Source organism: Acinetobacter sp. Ac8 (assembly GCF_055392545.1).
Genome location: NZ_AP043689.1, coordinates 2,647,803 through 2,664,427, shown reverse-complemented (window position 1 = coordinate 2,664,427; position 16,625 = coordinate 2,647,803). Strand labels below are relative to the sequence as shown.

At 39.0% G+C, this 16,625-nt stretch carries 15 protein-coding genes; 10 read left to right on the top strand and 5 right to left on the bottom strand.

Going from position 1 to position 16,625, the window contains the following annotated elements; translation table 11 throughout:
• Positions 1–18 precede the first annotated feature (18 nt).
• Positions 19–2,154 carry a TonB-dependent siderophore receptor gene (locus tag ACZ5QH_RS12615; protein WP_303576836.1) on the bottom strand — a complete coding sequence of 712 codons (2,136 nt, stop codon included), beginning with the start codon at positions 2,152–2,154 and terminating at the stop codon, positions 19–21.
• A gap of 229 nt (positions 2,155–2,383) precedes the next feature.
• Between ACZ5QH_RS12615 and lpxB the strand changes: the two genes are divergently transcribed.
• Complete coding sequence (lpxB, locus tag ACZ5QH_RS12610) at positions 2,384–3,559, top strand: lipid-A-disaccharide synthase (protein ID WP_270386076.1); 1,176 nt, start codon at positions 2,384–2,386, stop codon at positions 3,557–3,559.
• A gap of 160 nt (positions 3,560–3,719) precedes the next feature.
• Here lpxB and ACZ5QH_RS12605 read toward each other — a convergent pair whose 3' ends face one another.
• Positions 3,720–4,592, bottom strand: coding sequence for a DUF2797 domain-containing protein (locus ACZ5QH_RS12605; RefSeq protein WP_303576837.1), 873 nt, complete (start codon positions 4,590–4,592; stop codon positions 3,720–3,722).
• A gap of 32 nt (positions 4,593–4,624) precedes the next feature.
• On the opposite strand from ACZ5QH_RS12605, the gene ACZ5QH_RS12600 reads away from it, so the two are divergent.
• Positions 4,625–5,095, top strand: a complete 471-nt coding sequence (locus ACZ5QH_RS12600) for a DUF6231 family protein (RefSeq protein WP_004822152.1) — start codon at positions 4,625–4,627, stop codon at positions 5,093–5,095.
• A gap of 123 nt (positions 5,096–5,218) precedes the next feature.
• Positions 5,219–5,821, top strand: a complete 603-nt coding sequence (locus ACZ5QH_RS12595; RefSeq protein ID WP_004719714.1) for a YidB family protein — start codon at positions 5,219–5,221, stop codon at positions 5,819–5,821.
• Between the two features lie 56 nt (positions 5,822–5,877).
• Here the strand turns inward: ACZ5QH_RS12595 and ACZ5QH_RS12590 are convergent, their stop codons facing one another.
• The 3 genes from ACZ5QH_RS12590 to glnL all read right to left on the bottom strand — a co-directional run bounded on the left by ACZ5QH_RS12590 (position 5,878) and on the right by glnL (position 9,295).
• Entirely contained in the window at positions 5,878–6,594 is a 717-nt protein-coding gene (locus ACZ5QH_RS12590; RefSeq protein ID WP_004822149.1) for a hypothetical protein, read from the bottom strand.
• Positions 6,595–6,714: 120 nt separating this feature from the next.
• Positions 6,715–8,199 carry a nitrogen regulation protein NR(I) gene (glnG, locus tag ACZ5QH_RS12585; RefSeq protein WP_004822147.1) on the bottom strand — a complete coding sequence of 495 codons (1,485 nt, stop codon included), beginning with the start codon at positions 8,197–8,199 and terminating at the stop codon, positions 6,715–6,717.
• The gene (gene glnL, locus ACZ5QH_RS12580; protein ID WP_034613940.1) at positions 8,189–9,295 is read right to left on the bottom strand and encodes a nitrogen regulation protein NR(II); all 1,107 of its coding nucleotides are present in this window, start codon (positions 9,293–9,295) and stop codon (positions 8,189–8,191) included. The genes glnG and glnL overlap by 11 nt, the downstream gene beginning before the upstream one ends.
• Positions 9,296–9,658: 363 nt before the next feature.
• Here glnL and rimO point away from each other — a divergent pair, with 363 nt between their 5' ends.
• From rimO to rseP, 7 genes are all read left to right on the top strand, one after another.
• Positions 9,659–11,002, top strand: coding sequence for a 30S ribosomal protein S12 methylthiotransferase RimO (rimO, locus tag ACZ5QH_RS12575; RefSeq protein WP_303576838.1), 1,344 nt, complete (start codon positions 9,659–9,661; stop codon positions 11,000–11,002).
• 65 nt (positions 11,003–11,067) lie between these two features.
• Complete coding sequence (pyrH, locus tag ACZ5QH_RS12570; RefSeq protein WP_004719725.1) at positions 11,068–11,796, top strand: UMP kinase; 729 nt, start codon at positions 11,068–11,070, stop codon at positions 11,794–11,796.
• 125 nt (positions 11,797–11,921) lie between these two features.
• On the top strand, positions 11,922–12,476 hold the full coding sequence (frr, locus tag ACZ5QH_RS12565; protein WP_303576839.1) for a ribosome recycling factor: 555 nt from the start codon (positions 11,922–11,924) through the stop codon (positions 12,474–12,476).
• Between the two features lie 7 nt (positions 12,477–12,483).
• Positions 12,484–13,236 carry a polyprenyl diphosphate synthase gene (gene uppS, locus ACZ5QH_RS12560; RefSeq protein ID WP_004719730.1) on the top strand — a complete coding sequence of 251 codons (753 nt, stop codon included), beginning with the start codon at positions 12,484–12,486 and terminating at the stop codon, positions 13,234–13,236.
• Entirely contained in the window at positions 13,236–14,060 is an 825-nt protein-coding gene (locus ACZ5QH_RS12555) for a phosphatidate cytidylyltransferase (protein WP_303576840.1), read from the top strand. The genes uppS and ACZ5QH_RS12555 overlap by 1 nt, the downstream gene beginning before the upstream one ends.
• Positions 14,061–15,257 (top strand): 1-deoxy-D-xylulose-5-phosphate reductoisomerase, encoded by a 1,197-nt coding sequence (gene ispC / locus ACZ5QH_RS12550; RefSeq protein WP_034613919.1) that lies wholly within the window; start codon positions 14,061–14,063, stop codon positions 15,255–15,257.
• A gap of 2 nt (positions 15,258–15,259) precedes the next feature.
• Positions 15,260–16,615, top strand: a complete 1,356-nt coding sequence (rseP, locus tag ACZ5QH_RS12545; protein WP_034613921.1) for an RIP metalloprotease RseP — start codon at positions 15,260–15,262, stop codon at positions 16,613–16,615.
• Positions 16,616–16,625 lie beyond the last annotated feature (10 nt).

Sequence of the window (16,625 nt, the reverse complement as noted above, 5' to 3'; positions counted from 1 at the left end):
GATTAAGGCGAATTCAGATTAGTATTTAAATTTCACTGCAACATTATAGTTTGTAGATGGGCCATAAAATGCCTGACCATCTGGAAAGCTATATAAATATTTTTTGTCTGTTACATTGTTTGCATTTGCTTGAAGCGAAATATGCTTATTCAACTCATAGCTGGTCATCAAATTCACTAAAGCATAAGCATCTTGGGTAATTGTACTCTTTACAGTAGAGTCATACAGCTTGGTTGCATCTTGCCATTGTAAGGCTGCGCCAATTTTCAGTTTAGGTATAGCTGGAATGGTATAGGTGGTTAAAAGATTAATGGTTTGGTTGGGGTTGTAAGTACGTGCCTCTCCACCATTTTTTAAATCTTTTAAGCTAAATTGGCTATAGCCAAATGCCAGATTCAAATGATCTGTTAATTGTCCAGCCAGTCCAACTTCTACCCCTTGAGAGCGTAAGTCACTGGTTTCAACTTTTCGATTGAGAATATTTCCATCAGAGTTACGTAAAGGGTAATTACTTTGTTCTGTTCGAAACACCGCCAAAGTTCCAGTGAGTTTGTCATCTAGCCATGAACTTTTAATACCTGCCTCATAGCTTTCACCTTCAACTGGTTTGAGTGCTTTATTATCAGTACCCACTCCAGATTGTGGGCGGAAAATAGAGGTATAGCTTAGATAACCTGTGTATTCAGGATTAAAGTTATAGGTAATGCCAGCATAAGGAGATACTTTGTTTTCGTCATAGGCCATTGATGAACCGTAACTTTCACCTTCACTTTTAGCTTGAACATAATTTAAACCAAGCAAAAGTTTCAAATCATCGTTTAAGTGTAGTCGTGTTGCTGCATATACAGAATTGAGCTTTTGCGTATAGTTTGCCGCATCACTAAACGCTGACCAAGTAACTGATTGAGGTGTCCAGCTTGCCCAATCCGTGGTCTTATTATTATTGATATTGCTGTCATTAATTGTGCCTGAGGTCTGTTGATCATACTGTTTATTTTGTAGATAACTATAACCTAGCGTCGCTTCGTGTTCACGGCCAAATAATGAATATGAGCCTTGTAGATTTAAGTCGGCAAAATGACTTTTTAGATTTTCTTTTCCGCCCCAAGCGGTAAGGGCTATACCCGCTCCATTTTGATCAGGATAACCATAATAATAGAGTAAGTTACTGTTGTGGTCAGTTTGGGTGTAGTTATAGCTCAGCTTTGCTGTCCACTTGTCATTAATTTTTTGCTTTAACTCAGCAAAAGCATTTTGTGACTTATTATCCCAATATGCCCAATCTGGATTGGGATTATAATTACGCTCATAGGAAAGTTGTTTCCCATCTGCACCGAGAAGTGGTAAGGCACCCCAATTATTTGCATTAGGTTTGTTCTGTTGTTGGCTATAACCGACAGTCAATAACGTGCTATCACTTAAATCCGCATCAATGATGCCAGAAAATCCATTTTTCTCAGATGAATAACGATCTAGATAAGAATCTCCAGTTTGCTCATAACCCATCAAACGTCCGCGGATGCTGCCTTCTTTGTTGAGTGCACCTGAAACATCTGCTTCATAGCGTTGGGTATTCCAAGAGCCATAACTTAGCCCAGCATTGGCTTGAAATTCTTGGGTAGGGCGTTTACGGATATAATCGATTGTTGCGCTTGGATCACCAAAAGCATTGGTTAAAGCATCTGCACCTTTAATCACGTCAATACGATCATAAAAATATGTATCAGGATTGGTATTATTATAATTGTAGCTGCTAGAAGGGAAGCCGACGCCATCAGTTAAAATATTTGAGATTTCAAAACCACGAGCGGTGTAGGTTGAACGTTCAGTTTCCTGATTGCTGACAGTAATACCGGGAGTATTACTTAAAGCCTCACGTGCACTATTGAGCGCAAAATCATTTAATTGCTGACGTGTCACTACATTCACTGTTTGTGGTGTTTCTTTGACAGGAATATTCAGCTTGGCCGCACTTGCTGATTTTTTAACGATATAAGATTTTGATTGTTCAGAGCTTAATTCAGTTTGATCAGTTGTGGCTTGAACTGAAATCGTGGGTAGATTTTCAATATTTTCAGCAAAACTTTGCTGAGCACTGAATACTGCTAAACTAAGAATAGAGAACTTAAAACTGTGTGGGAGAGAATTCAACATCGTTTATCTTAAATGATAATAATTATCGCTTAGTTTATTGTTTGTAAGAAGTGCTTACAAGCGTCGTGCAATTGAAAATATAAATAGAAAATAAAATAATGATAGAAAATTAGATGAATTGTTTTATAAATTTACCTATTTGCCATACTAGTATCCGGTTTTGACTATTCACAATTAAATCTGATGAATATGCTATCATGCAGTTATAGTGCTGATCAGGAAGAATATCTTGCAAAATCGAAAGCTTAAAATTGGAATTGTCGTAGGTGAGGTATCAGGGGATACTTTAGGCGCAAAACTTATTCGTCGTTTTCGTGAACAGGGTATTGATGCTGAATTTGAGGGGATTGGTGGTCCTCAAATGATTGCAGAAGGATTTAACAGTTTTTATTCAATGGATATTTTATCTGTGATGGGAATTGTTGAAGTGCTTAAAGATTTAAAAAAATTATTTGCTGTACGTGATGGTCTAGTCGAGAAATGGACTGCCAATCCTGTAGATGTTTTTATTGGTATTGATGCGCCAGACTTTAACTTACGCCTTTCAAAAAGTATAAAACAGAAAAACTTGCCGATTAAAACGGTGCAATATGTCAGTCCATCTGTATGGGCTTGGCGACAAGGACGGGTGCATGGTATCAAAGCCAGTATAGATTTAGTGCTTTGTCTATTTCCTTTTGAAAAAGGCTTTTATCAACGCTATGACGTACCAGCAGCCTTTGTTGGGCATCCACTGGCAAGTCAATTGCCATTACAAAATCCAATTTTGGATGCAAAGCAAGAGCTTGGTTTAGATATCAGTCAAAAGCATATTGCCTTGTTACCAGGAAGTCGGCGTGGTGAGATTGAACGACTTGGACCGTTGGTTCTGGATGCAGCAAAAATTCTTTATCAAAAATATCCAGATTATCAGTTCTTGATTCCTGCCATTAATGATTTACGCAAACAACAAATTCAAGAATTATTAAAGCATTATCCAAGTGACTTGGTCGCAAAAATTCATTTACTGGAAAATACCGATAAAGAATCAAAAATTGGTCGTCAGGTCATGAATGCTGCCAATATTGTAGCTTTGGCATCGGGGACAGCGACACTTGAAGCATTATTGTTGCATCGTCCAATGGTGACTTTTTATAAGTTGAATTGGTTAACCTATGTGATTGCTAAATTTTTAGTGAAAATTCCGTATTATTCATTGCCGAATATTATTGCGGGCAAAAAAGTGATTCAAGAGCTTATCCAACAAGATGCCACAGCAGAAAATTTGGCCAATCAAATTGAAAAATTAATGAATATTGAAACTGCACAAATTCAGGTGATGCAATTAATCACCATGCACAAGCAACTTTTGGCTGGAAATAGTGAAGATCCAGTTCAGGCGATTTTAGCAATTTTAACAGCTTGATTTTCAATGCTAACAACCGATTAAGTAAATATCCGTTTGCTTATCGAGCTGCTGGAATACTTTGTAATCAGTTTAGAAAACCTTTAACCAATAAAAACTCCTCTAAATCTAAGATAAAGAGGAGTATGTATAAATCAATTTCTGGGTTTGAGTGTGAAACCTATTCCGCCCGAACTTTAAGTTCATAACCTGTATATTTACGAATATTGATGACACCCGTATCCATAATCAGATATTGACCTTTGATTCCTTGTAGCTTGCCGCGAATGATTGGGGTTTTATCTAAATTGTGCGATTTAACTTTTTCAGGATAAATATCGACAGGGTAGATAAATTCACGGGGTAATTCATTTTCTAACAATTCAACCGTTTCATTAAACTCAAGATTTTGCGCAAACTCATCGCGAATGCTTTGAATCTTTGGGGAAAACTCTTGAACCAATTCATTACGAATTTCAATTAGATCAATCGGTTCAGCTTCACCCTTAAGTAGTTTTCGCCAATCCGTTTTATCCGCAACCTGTGTACCAAACATGACTTCAAGTTGACCTGAAAGACGGCGCGAACCGACTTTTAAAATAGGCAATGCTTGGGTCGCACCTTGGTCTAACCAGCGTGTTGGCATTTGACCTAGACGGGTAATCCCCACTTTTAAAGCACTTGAATTTGCTAGATAGACAATATGCGGTTGAAAGCAAACCTCATGAGCAAAATCATCTTCACGGCAAGTACCTAAATGATAATGGCAAGTTTCAGGCTTCATGATACATATGTCGCAAGATGCCTTGGTTTTCATGCATTTAAAGCAATGGCCTTGCGAATAAGACTTTGGTGTTTTTGCGCCACAAGAAACACAATAAATATTTCCTGTCGCTTCAATCTCAATTTCCTGGCCTAAACTAAATGGTAGCTCGGTTTCTGAGCGATCTAATATAAATTTATATTCAACATTTGCCTTATGTGTTTGTTGATCAGTTACACTAAGGTCTTTAAGACCTGCATGCATTTTATGACAAATGCCTTGTAGTTCCATGTTTAATTACTCGCTTCAAAAAAGGTGCAGTTATGGCTGAGCAAAATGTCATCACTTCAATGCTAGACGATTTATCGCAAGAACAGCCAATTCAAACTGCATTGTGTATTGGGCAAAATTTGGCGCAATACCCTACAAATTATTCAATTCAATGGTCCTATTTTAACGTATCTGAGTTTTTAAGTCTGCCTTTTACGCAACGATATGATTTAGGATTTGTACTTTTAGATACAGATGAAATGTCTGGGATCACCGATTTACAAAAATCCCAGTTATTGGTCAAGTTGCGTGATTTACTGGCAAAACGAATCGTCGTGGCATGTCAGCTAAAAGATGAGCAGTTACTCAGATCGCTTGGTTTTACCCAACTTATTGATAAAACTTTACATCAAAATGATTTTGCACTTTGGCAGTTTAATATTTTGACCTATAAACATGTACCAGATTGGTTTAATTCTAAGTTTTGGGCCAATCCAGAAAACTGGAATAAATTTCGTTGGTAGTGATTTTATTTTGGTTATAAACCAGTCTTAAGCTATTGCAAAATTTAACAATTCCAATTTTGGTGAATAGGATAAAGCCAAGTATGCTGTACTTGTCTCATAAAACTTAAAAAAGGAAAACTCATGACAGATTTAACCAATATTGTGGAAATTCTGGCAAAACAAGCACTTGGCGGACAACAACAATCACAAGGCGGGCTAGGTGGTGGATTGGGCGGGGTACTTGGTTCAGTACTCGGTGGCTTGGGTGGGCAGCAACAACAATCACAAGGTGGATTGGGTGGCGTGCTTGGTTCAGTTTTAGGTGGTTTGACAGGTGGACAACAACAACAAGCACCGCAAGCGGGTGGTTTTAATGCCTCTTCTTTATTGATTGCAGTTGTGCCATTGGTCTTGGGTTGGATTCAACAAAATGGTGGTCTACAAGGTGCTTTAGCTAAATTGCAAGGCGCAGGCTTAGGTGGGCAGGTTCAAAGTTGGGTCGATCCGTCACAAGGAAATGGTGCTGTAAATGTAGAGCAAATCCAGAGTTTATTTGGTGGTCAGCAAGTTGAACAAGTTGCTCAACAAGCCAATGTTCCGACCAATGAAGTATATGGTGCAATCTCTACAGTATTACCGCAAATTATTGATTCACTCACACCACAAGGTGATGCAACAGATCACACTGAAGCCAATGGTGATATTCAAAATGTCATGAATTTGGTATCAGGCTTTTTAAAGTAAAATCGAATATAAAAATGATCAAAGCCAGTCAATAGATGTTGACTGGCTGATTTAAATTAAGGCTGTGGGTCATCGCCAATTGCTTCGCTACTTTTTACGTCGCCATTCTGTTTCTTTTTAATGTATTTAATTTGCCCATATCCTTCAGCATACCATTCATCCAATGTTTCATCTCCGATTTGAGAAATGAAATGACATGCATTATCAAACTTTAAAGTATTGTCATCATTGTCAATTAAAGTCAGATCTTCAAATCCTACAAATACTAAGTCAATCGTCTTATTATTTTCAGACTTATCATTGTTATCCATTTGCGATTCAATGACTGCGTTATAGGTCATTTGGAATTTTTGCTGTGGTTTAAGATTGGATGGGAATGTTGGAAGCGGGGCTTGATAGGTGGTTTTTACCAGCACATCATTTGGATTTGATCCGAGCGCAGCAATACCATAGTCCAAGTTTGCAAGCATGGTGCGGCCAGTTAAATCGTAGATATAATCTGTACGCACACCTGCGCCTTGTCTAACGATTGCTATTGCATTCTGATTGTTGAAGGTTGTAGGAACAATCTGTATTTGTGTTTCTTCATTGTTGTTCAGGGTAAACTGTTTGTTGGGTTCTAACTTAAAACAATCATCTGAATTGGCTGCTTTATGTGCTTTTTTAACCGCTGGGGCTTCTGCTTGATGTTCAGAACTGTCATGCGGTTTATTTTTAGAGCAAGCAACACTAAAAATAGAGAGTAAGCTAATTACAACAACAGTTTTCTTCATTTTTACCCTAGACGATAAAGTTTAAATTTCACGAGGCTATTTTTCACTATGAGCCAATAAAAAACAACCATATTCTTACGAAATATGGTTGGAGTAAACTTTATATTTATGAGTTGCTTATTATTCAGCTAAGACAGTTTTGTCTTCCTCTTCATCATCTTCAGCAGAATCCATACCTAATTCTTTGAGTTTGCGGGTTAAAGTATTACGCCCCCAACCTAAAAGTTCAGCAGCATGACGTTTACGACCACGGGTTTGTTGAAGTGCTGCGATGATCAAAGTACGTTCAAACATTGGGGTGGCAATGTCTAAAATTTTCATTTCACCATTTTTAAGCTTTTGAATTGCCCATTGCGCCAGTAACTCATCCCAATGATGTAATGCAATACGATCAATACCAGCTTGCGCTTGACCCTGATCATCAGATTTGTTGATTGGAATTTGTTTTAATTCAGACGGCAAATCTTCTGGATAAACTTCACGCCCTGTGATCATTACAGTTAACCAGCGGCAGGTATTCTCGAGTTGACGTACATTGCCTGGCCAAGGCAGTTTTTGAATATACTCTTGCGTTTCTGGGCGTAAAATTTTCGGACTAACCCCGAGTTCTTTACCCGCGCGTGCCAAGAAGTGTTGCGCCAACATCGGAATATCTTCAGAACGATGAGCAAGTTTAGGGATGTGAATACGAATGACATTTAGGCGATGATATAAGTCTTCACGGAAACGCCCATCATTGACCAACTTTTCTAAATCTTGATGTGTTGCTGCCACGATACGAACATCAACACGAACTGGAATATGACCACCAACACGGTAGAACTCACCATCTGCCAAAACACGAAGTAGACGTGTTTGGGTTTCAAAGGGCATATCACCAATTTCATCTAAGAATAAGGTTCCGCCATTGGCTTGTTCAAAACGACCTTGGCGTTGAGTATTGGCGCCAGTAAATGCACCTTTTTCATGGCCAAATAATTCAGTTTCAATCAAATCTTTTGGAATAGCGGCCATGTTTAACGCAATAAATGGTTTACTGCTTCTTGGTGAGTGGCGATGTAAAGCGTGTGCAACTAACTCTTTACCTGTTCCAGATTCACCGTTGATCAATACAGTAATATGCGATTGAGATAGACGTCCAATGGCGCGGAAAACTTCCTGCATTGCAGGGGATTCACCAATAATTTCCGTAGATTGAATCGGGGTAACTTTTGCGGATTCTTGTTGTTGCAGTTTGTTGATATGCAAAATCGCACGATTCACCAACGCAAGTGCTTCATCAATATCAAACGGTTTTGGTAGATATTCAAAAGCACCTGTTTGATAACTCGATACTGCAGATTCTAAATCTGAATGTGCTGTCATAATAATCACAGGCAGATCAGGATAGCTTCCTTTGACTTTTCCTAGGAAGGTTAAACCATCAATGCCGGGCATACGAATATCAGTGAGAATGACATCTGGCGCATTGCTTGGAAGTTGATCTAAAGCAGATTGTGCTTCTTCAAAACTGGTGACATCGAAGCCTTCTTCTTTAAATGTTTTTTCCAAGACCCAACGCATAGCACGGTCGTCATCGATCACCCAAATTTTATTATGCGACATGGTTAGACTCCCAAGGTAGATATAAGCTAAATACTGTTTTTCCAGGAACGGATTGGCATTCAATCATTCCGTTGTGTTGATGCATGATATTTTGTGCGATGCTTAAGCCAAGCCCTGTTCCTTTGGCACGGCCAGTCACAAGTGGATAAAACACGGATTCTAAAATTTCTTCAGGAACACCGGGGCCATTGTCTTCAATATCAATACGAATGGCTGATTTATTCAGTACGCCATTAATCGTCACCAAACGTTGGATGCGTGTACGCAACATCAGTTCAGGTTGATGATCAATAAAAAACTCACGATTCTCAGTCATCGCCTGTACTGCATTGACACTGATGTTGAGCATCACTTGAATCAGTTGGTCGCGATCCGCTTTGACATCAGGCAATGAAAGGTCATAGTCTCGTGTGATTTTAATTTTTTTCTTGGTCTGATTTACAATTAATGAACGAACACGTTCAAGCGGTTCATGCACGTTGACCAATTCGTAGCTCGGGAGCTGACGTGAACCCAGCATGGTATCAGCAAGGTTTCTTAAGCGATCGACTTCACTGATAATAATATCGGTGAACTCTGCGTACTGTGGATCATTTAAACTACGAGCAAGCAGTTGAGTTGCACCACGAATTCCACCTAATGGGTTTTTGATTTCATGTGCAACACCTCGAATCAGCTGTCGTGCAACTTGGTGTTGTTGAATCAGGTTTTCTTCTTTAGAAATTTTAAGCATCCGATCAATCGGATTTAATTCAATTAATAGTAATGGGTGATAGGGTCTTCCTGTATTTAACTGCGACACAGAATAATCAACATGCATGTCTTTAAAGTTAACATTGATAATCGCTTCACGGCGTGTATAGGCTTGACCTGTTTTTATTGAGTTGTTTAATGCTTCCAAGGTATTAAAGCTATCATTTGGTGCATGTAAAATATTAATTACTGGCTGACCTGCCGCACGAAGCAAGCTAATATCAAACAATGCTTCGCATGATGAATTAAGATAAAAAATATTTAAATTACAATCGACCAAAAGAATTGCAGTGGTTAAATTATCCACAAGCAATCTATAATCAATTGTTGGGTATTGATCCATTAGCAGAGCTTTCCTGTCTTTAAATAGCGCAATGGCATCTGCACCTCGTTTTCTATTTTCCCGAACATGGGTGATTGAATCGGTTAAATCGTCCTGATATAAAGCAAGATGCACGCCAACTTTTATATACTGCGCAGTTTTCTTACATGAATGATAAAAATTGCGCATTTACTGCGCTTTATTCACGTGTAAAAACCAGCATTCATATTACGCTATCATTATATTGTTCCAAAATGGTGCATTGTAGTAATTTAATTATTTGATTGGATGTATTTTGGTGCATTATACAAAGAGTGCAGTTTCCACCTGTTTTTATCTCTTGAAAAGTCATACAATACGCGGATTATAGTGGAGCGCAGATTCATGAAGTCCCCCAAAGTCGGTTTTGTATCTTTAGGTTGTCCTAAGGCATTGGTAGATTCTGAACGCATTTTAACGCAGTTAAAGACTGAAGGTTATGATGTTGCATCAGATTATGAAGGTGCTGATTTAGTTGTTGTGAACACCTGTGGTTTTATTGAATCTGCAGTACAAGAGTCTTTAGACGCAATTGGTGAAGCCATGAGCGCCAATGGTCGTGTGATCGTCACAGGCTGTTTGGGTAAAGATGAAGATAAAATTCGCCAGATGCATCCAAATGTCTTAAAAGTGACAGGTGCTGCGGCGTATCAAGATGTGATGGAAGCTGTCCATCAGTATGTTCCAGAACCACCGAAACACAATCCTTTTGTAGATCTTGTACCTGAACAAGGTATTCGTTTAACACCTAAACATTATGCTTATTTAAAAATATCAGAAGGCTGTAACCATCGTTGCACATTCTGCATTATTCCAAGCATGCGTGGTGATCTTGTGTCACGCCCTGTTGGCTCTGTATTAAATGAAGCACAGGCGTTAAAAAAAGCGGGTGTAAAAGAAGTCTTGGTGATTTCTCAAGACACCTCCGCTTATGGTGTAGATACCAAATATAAGCTTGATTTCTGGAATGGTCAGCCTGTTAAAACCAAATTCTATGACATGTGCGAAGCGCTTGGTCAGTTAGGGATTTGGGTGCGATTACATTATGTTTATCCATATCCACATGTGGATGCGGTGATTGACTTAATGGCACAGGGTAAAATTCTTCCGTATTTAGACATTCCTTTTCAACACGCCAGTCCGCGCATCTTAAAATTGATGAAGAGACCAGCTCATAGTGAAAACACCTTGGAACGTCTAAAATTATGGCGTGAAAAATGTCCTGAATTGGTTATTCGTTCAACATTTGTCGTGGGTTTCCCTGGTGAAACTGAAGAAGATTTTCAAGTGTTATTGGACTGGTTACAAGAGGCGAAACTTGATCGTGTAGGTTGCTTTACCTACTCACCTGTAGAAGGCGCAACAGCCAACGATTTGCCTGATCATGTTCCTGAAGAAATTAAGCAACAACGCTATGAACGTTTTATGGAAGTTCAACAAGAGATTTCTGCTGAAAAACTGCAAAGTCGTATTGGTCAAACCATGACGGTTTTAGTAGATGATCTTGAAGAAGAATTCCCAGTCGCAGTTGCACGCTCTTATGCAGATGCACCTGAGATTGATGGTAATGTTTTTGTTGAAGATATTGATAAGTCAGTGATTAAAGCTGGTGATTTACTTGAAGTCGAAATTACAGATGCAGATGAATACGATTTGTTTGCCAAGTTGATTCGTGTTAAATCAGCTTAAGTGTTGCCGATTTCGATTTGATTAAATACGAATAAAATTGTAGATATAAGTATTGGAGTTTTGTGATGTTAGATTCTAAAAAGCCGCGCTATGAGCGAATTTTGCTGAAACTTTCAGGTGAAGCGCTTGCGGGTAATAAAGACATGGGGATTGATGCCCAAGTCTTAGATCAAATGTCTTTATCCATTGCTCACTTGGTTGGTTTGGGTGTGCAAGTGGGTATTGTGGTTGGTGGTGGTAACTTATACCGTGGTAGTCAATTACAAAAAGATGGTTTGGTTGGCCGTGTAACGGGTGATCAAATGGGTATGCTTGCTACGGTAATGAATGGTTTGGCATTACGTGATGCTTTGGTTCGCCGTAACATCAAAACCCGTTTAATGTCAGCATTGCCAATTGGTGCAGTAGTTGAAGCATATTCAAGCCGTGATGCAATTCGCCACTTAACTCAAGGTGAAGTGTGCGTATTTGTTGCTGGAACAGGTAATCCGTTCTTTACAACGGATACAGCAGCATGCTTACGTGGTATTGAAATTGAAGCAAACCTTATTTTAAAAGCCACTAAAGTTGATGGTGTCTACAATAAAGACCCAAGCAAATATGATGATGCTGTTAAATATGACCATTTAAGCTTTGATGAAGTTTTAGATGAGAAACTTGGTGTCATGGATTTAACTGCAATTTGCTTATGCCGCGATCACAATGTGCCACTTCAAGTATTTGATATGAACAAGTCTGGTGCTTTGCTTTCTGTGGTAATGGGCGAAAAAGAGGGCACTCACGTTACAAACTAATGTACGTGGGTAGTAAAGCTCTTTATACTACTGCAATTTTAGATTAGGGTGTATTGACACTTCGCCTGTTTATGAAATGTCATTAGACCCCATACACATTTAGATAAATAAGTAAGGAAGATCATATGATTAACGATCTTAAAAAAGACGCAGAAGACCGTATGAATAAGTCATTGGAGTCTTTGGAACATGGTTTTGCAAAGGTTCGTACAGGTCGTGCGCATCCATCCATCCTAAATGGAGTTATGGTTCCTTACTATGGTTCTGACGTGCCGTTAAACCAAGTGGCTAACGTGGGTGTTGAAGATTCACGTACTTTGTTAGTTCAACCATTTGAACGTTCAATGGTTTCTGCAATTGATAAAGCAATCCGTGAATCAGATTTGGGCTTAAACCCAGTAACTGCTGATGCGATTCGTGTGCCAATGGCAGCTTTGACAGAAGAAACACGTAAAGATATGCAGAAAGTTGCACGTAACGAAGCAGAAAATGCCAAAGTTGCGATTCGTAACATTCGTCGTGATGTTTTAGGCGATATCAAATCATTATTAAAAGATAAAGAAATTTCTGAAGATGATGAACGTCGTGCAGGCGATGATATCCAAAAAATTACCGATAAATTTGTTGCTGAAGTGGAAAAACGTCTTGCTGCGAAAGAAGCTGAATTGATGAAGGTCTAAGATTTAAATGACCACATCTGAAGACAACCATCTTCCAAAACATGTTGCCATCATCATGGATGGCAACAATCGTTTTGCAAAAAAGAAACAACTGCAAAAAGGTGATGGACACCGTGAAGGTAAAAATGTCCTTGATCCGATTGTAGAGCATTGCCGTAAAGTTGGCGTTCAGGCGCTTACTGTGTTTGCTTTCTCAAGTGAAAACTGGAACCGACCGCAGTATGAAGTTGATTTGTTAATGAAATTGTTAGAAGACACAATTCATGAACAAATTCCACGGATGGAAAAATTCGAAATTTCGTTGAGATTTATTGGTGATCGTAGTCGGCTTTCTCCAGAGCTACGTGAATTAATGTTGCATGCTGAACAAAGGACTGCTAAGTTCAGTAACATGACTTTAACAATTGCGATTAGTTATGGTGGTATGTGGGATATCGCAGATACTGCACGTAAACTTGCGCAACAGGTTAAAGATCAACAAATTGATGTGAATCAAATCAATACTGAGTTATTTGCACAACAAATAAGTTTGGGGGATTTGCCACCCGTGGATTTATTGATTCGTACAGGCGGTGATTACCGACTGTCTAATTTCTTACTGTGGCAGGCTGCATACGCTGAGTTATATTTTACTGAGACATTATGGCCAGAATTTACAGTGCAAGAGTTGGATCATGCGTTCAATATTTTTTCAGGGCGTGAAAGACGTTTCGGAAAAACCTCTGAACAAATTCAACAAGAACATATAGAGAATTTATAATGTTAGAGCGGATTATAACCGCATTGGTATTGGTGGCAGTTGTAGTGAGTTGTATGTTTGCAACAAAATCTCAATATCCAATGTTAGTGTTAATGATTATCGCAGCTGGGGCAGCAGGTTATGAGTGGTTTAAACTCATGCCACATGAATCTGACCATGTGAAGAAAATTAAAGCTGCTGGATTCGGTGTATTGACCGCTTTTTTTTCAGGGTTAGCATTATATTTTAATGATTTGGCGCTTATTCTTTGGAGTGCCTCTATTCTCACTTGGTTGTGTAGTCTGTATTGGGTAAAACATTATCCTGAATATGATGGCTGGTACAATATCACTTTAAATATTGTTGGCTTGGTTTTAATCAGTGCCGCAGTTACCGCTATTTTTGAAGTTTGGAAAAGCTCTCCTTGGTGGTTGATGTACCTGTTCCTGTTGGTTTGGGGCGCGGACAGTGGTGCATATTTTGTTGGGCGTAAATTTGGTAAGCGTAAACTTGCGCCAGATGTGAGTCCAAACAAATCAATCGAAGGCTTAATTGGTGGGATTGTCACTGTTGCGATTGTGATCATCGTGGTTCAATCGATTTACCTACATTTAACGCTTCCACAACATATTCTTTTCCTAGTTTTGTCTATTGTGACTGTGTTTAGCTCTGTGCTTGGCGACTTGTTTGAATCTATGATCAAACGTCGTGCAGGAATTAAAGACTCAGGTCGTATCCTTCCAGGACATGGTGGGGTGCTTGATCGTATAGATTCATTGCTTGCTGCGGCTCCATTTTTTGCGGCTGGCATGTATGTTTTAAAACTTATTGGTGTAGATTTATAGATGTCACAATCTGTTTGTATATTAGGTGTTACAGGTTCTATTGGGCGCAGTACTTTAAAAATTTTACAACAGCATTCGGACCAGTATTCAGTTTTTGCAGTGACTGGATTTAGTCGAATCAAAGAACTCAGTGAAATATGCAAACAATATCGACCGAAATGTGTTGTTGTACCATCGGATAAAGTAGATGAGTTACAACAGCTACTTGCTATACATCATATTTTTGATATCGAAATCCTTACAGATGAAGCAGGGCTTATCACCGTATCGGAACATCCTGATGTAGATGTGGTGATGGCAGCAATTGTTGGTGCAGCAGGATTGTTGCCGACTTTAGCTGCAGTGAAAGCAGGTAAGCGCGTTTTACTTGCCAACAAAGAAGCCTTGGTGATGTCTGGCGATATTATGCTTCAAGCAGCTAAAGATCATCATGCTTTGTTACTGCCTGTTGACTCTGAACATAATGCTATTTTCCAATGTCTTCCGCAAAATTATTTACAGATTCAACCCAATGGTGAGCCTCAATTGGGGGTCAAGCAAGTTTTGTTGACTGCTTCAGGTGGCCCATTTTTAAACTTTAGCTTAGAACAATTAAAAACCGTAACACCAGCACAAGCCTGTAAACATCCAAATTGGTCGATGGGACAAAAAATTTCGGTAGATTCTGCAACCCTGATGAATAAAGGTTTAGAATTGATCGAAGCATGTCATTTATTTTCAATTAAAGAACAATTTGTTACAGTTGTTGTTCATCCACAAAGTATCATTCATTCAATGGTTCAATATGTGGATGGTTCAACTTTGGCTCAAATGGGTAATCCTGATATGTGTACGCCGATTGCGCATGCACTTGCATGGCCTGAGCGGATTCAAACACATGTCCCGCCTCTAGATTTATTTGTCCATTCACAACTCGACTTTCAAGCACCAGATATTACGCGTTTTCCATCGCTTAAACTGGCTCGACATGCTATGCAGGCGGGCGGATTGGCACCGTCTATTCTCAATGCTGCCAATGAAATTGCTGTAAGTGCTTTTTTACAGCAAAAAATTGCATTTTTACAAATTTCACAAGTGGTTGAACATACCTTAAATCACGTTCAAAATGGTTTGGCAGATTCGATTGACACGATTTTGCAGACAGATCAACTTGCGCGCCAAGTTGCTTCACAACGCATTACACAATTGGGAAGCTGATCATGAGTGTTCTATTTATCATTGTTGCTGCCATATTCCTACTTGGTCCGCTGATTGCGATTCATGAATTTGGGCATTATTGGGTTGCACGTAAACTCGGTGTAAAAGTACTGGTTTATTCGATTGGTTTTGGTCCAACTTTGTTGAAGTGGACATCGAAAAAATCAGGCATCCAATATCAACTTTCTGCATTACCACTGGGTGGTTATGTCAAAATGTTGGATGAGCGTGAGGGGAATGTTAGTGCGGAAGATTTGCCGTTAGCATTTAACCGTCAGCCACCATGGAAGCGTATTGCGATTGTTGCTGCTGGTCCATTGATCAATTTGATTTTTGCAATCGTCCTATTTTGGATTCTATTTCTGCCTGCACAAGAGCAATTAAATACTCGTGTTGGTGCAATTCTACCCAATACACCTGCTGCAACAGCTCAAATGCAGATTGGCGATAAAATTGTTGCTGTAGATGGAACAGATGTTAGCACTTGGGAAAAACTCAACTATGCCATCGTTGATCGTGTTGGTGAAACAGGTCATATCGATGTTCAGGTTGAGCGTAATGGTCAGCCGCAGAGTTTTGCTTTACCAATCAAGAATTTCTTAAAAGACCAAAGTCAGTCACCATTTGATGTACTAGGTTTTACCCCATATCGTCCACAGATTCCTGCAACTGTTTATAAGTTAAGTAGTGATGGCGCTGCGATTCGTCAAGGGATGAAAGAAGGTGACCAAATCATTTCAATCAATCAGGTGAAAATGAAAGATTGGTTTGATGTGGTAGATGTGGTACAAAAATCACCTGAAAAGTTACTTAAAGTTGATGTGTTGCGCCAAGGGCAAATTGTACATTTACAAGTAATGCCGCAAGGTAAACGCGATAATATGGGAAATGTAACAGGTATGTTGGGTGTGCAAGCACAGACTGATAAACTGACAATTCCTACTGAATATAAACAAACAATTCAATATAATCCTGCTGAAGCTTTTGTTGTTGCTGTTGAAAAGACCGGGCAACTTTCAGCAATGATTTTGAATTCGATGGTGAAGATGGTACGTGGTTTAATTGGCTTAGATAATTTATCAGGTCCAATTACCATTGCAAAAGTCGCCGGTCAAAGTGCTGAAATGGGGTGGCAAACATTCATTTCATTTATGGCTTTGATGAGTGTGAGTTTGGGGATTTTAAATTTATTGCCTATCCCGATGTTAGATGGCGGTCATTTGGTTTATTACATTGTTGAAGCAATTCGTGGTAAGCCTGTTTCTGAACAAATACAATTGGTTGGGTTAAAAATTGGTATGGTACTGCTTGGTAGCATGATGCTTCTTGCAATATTTAATGATTTTATGCGTTTATAACGCAATTGTG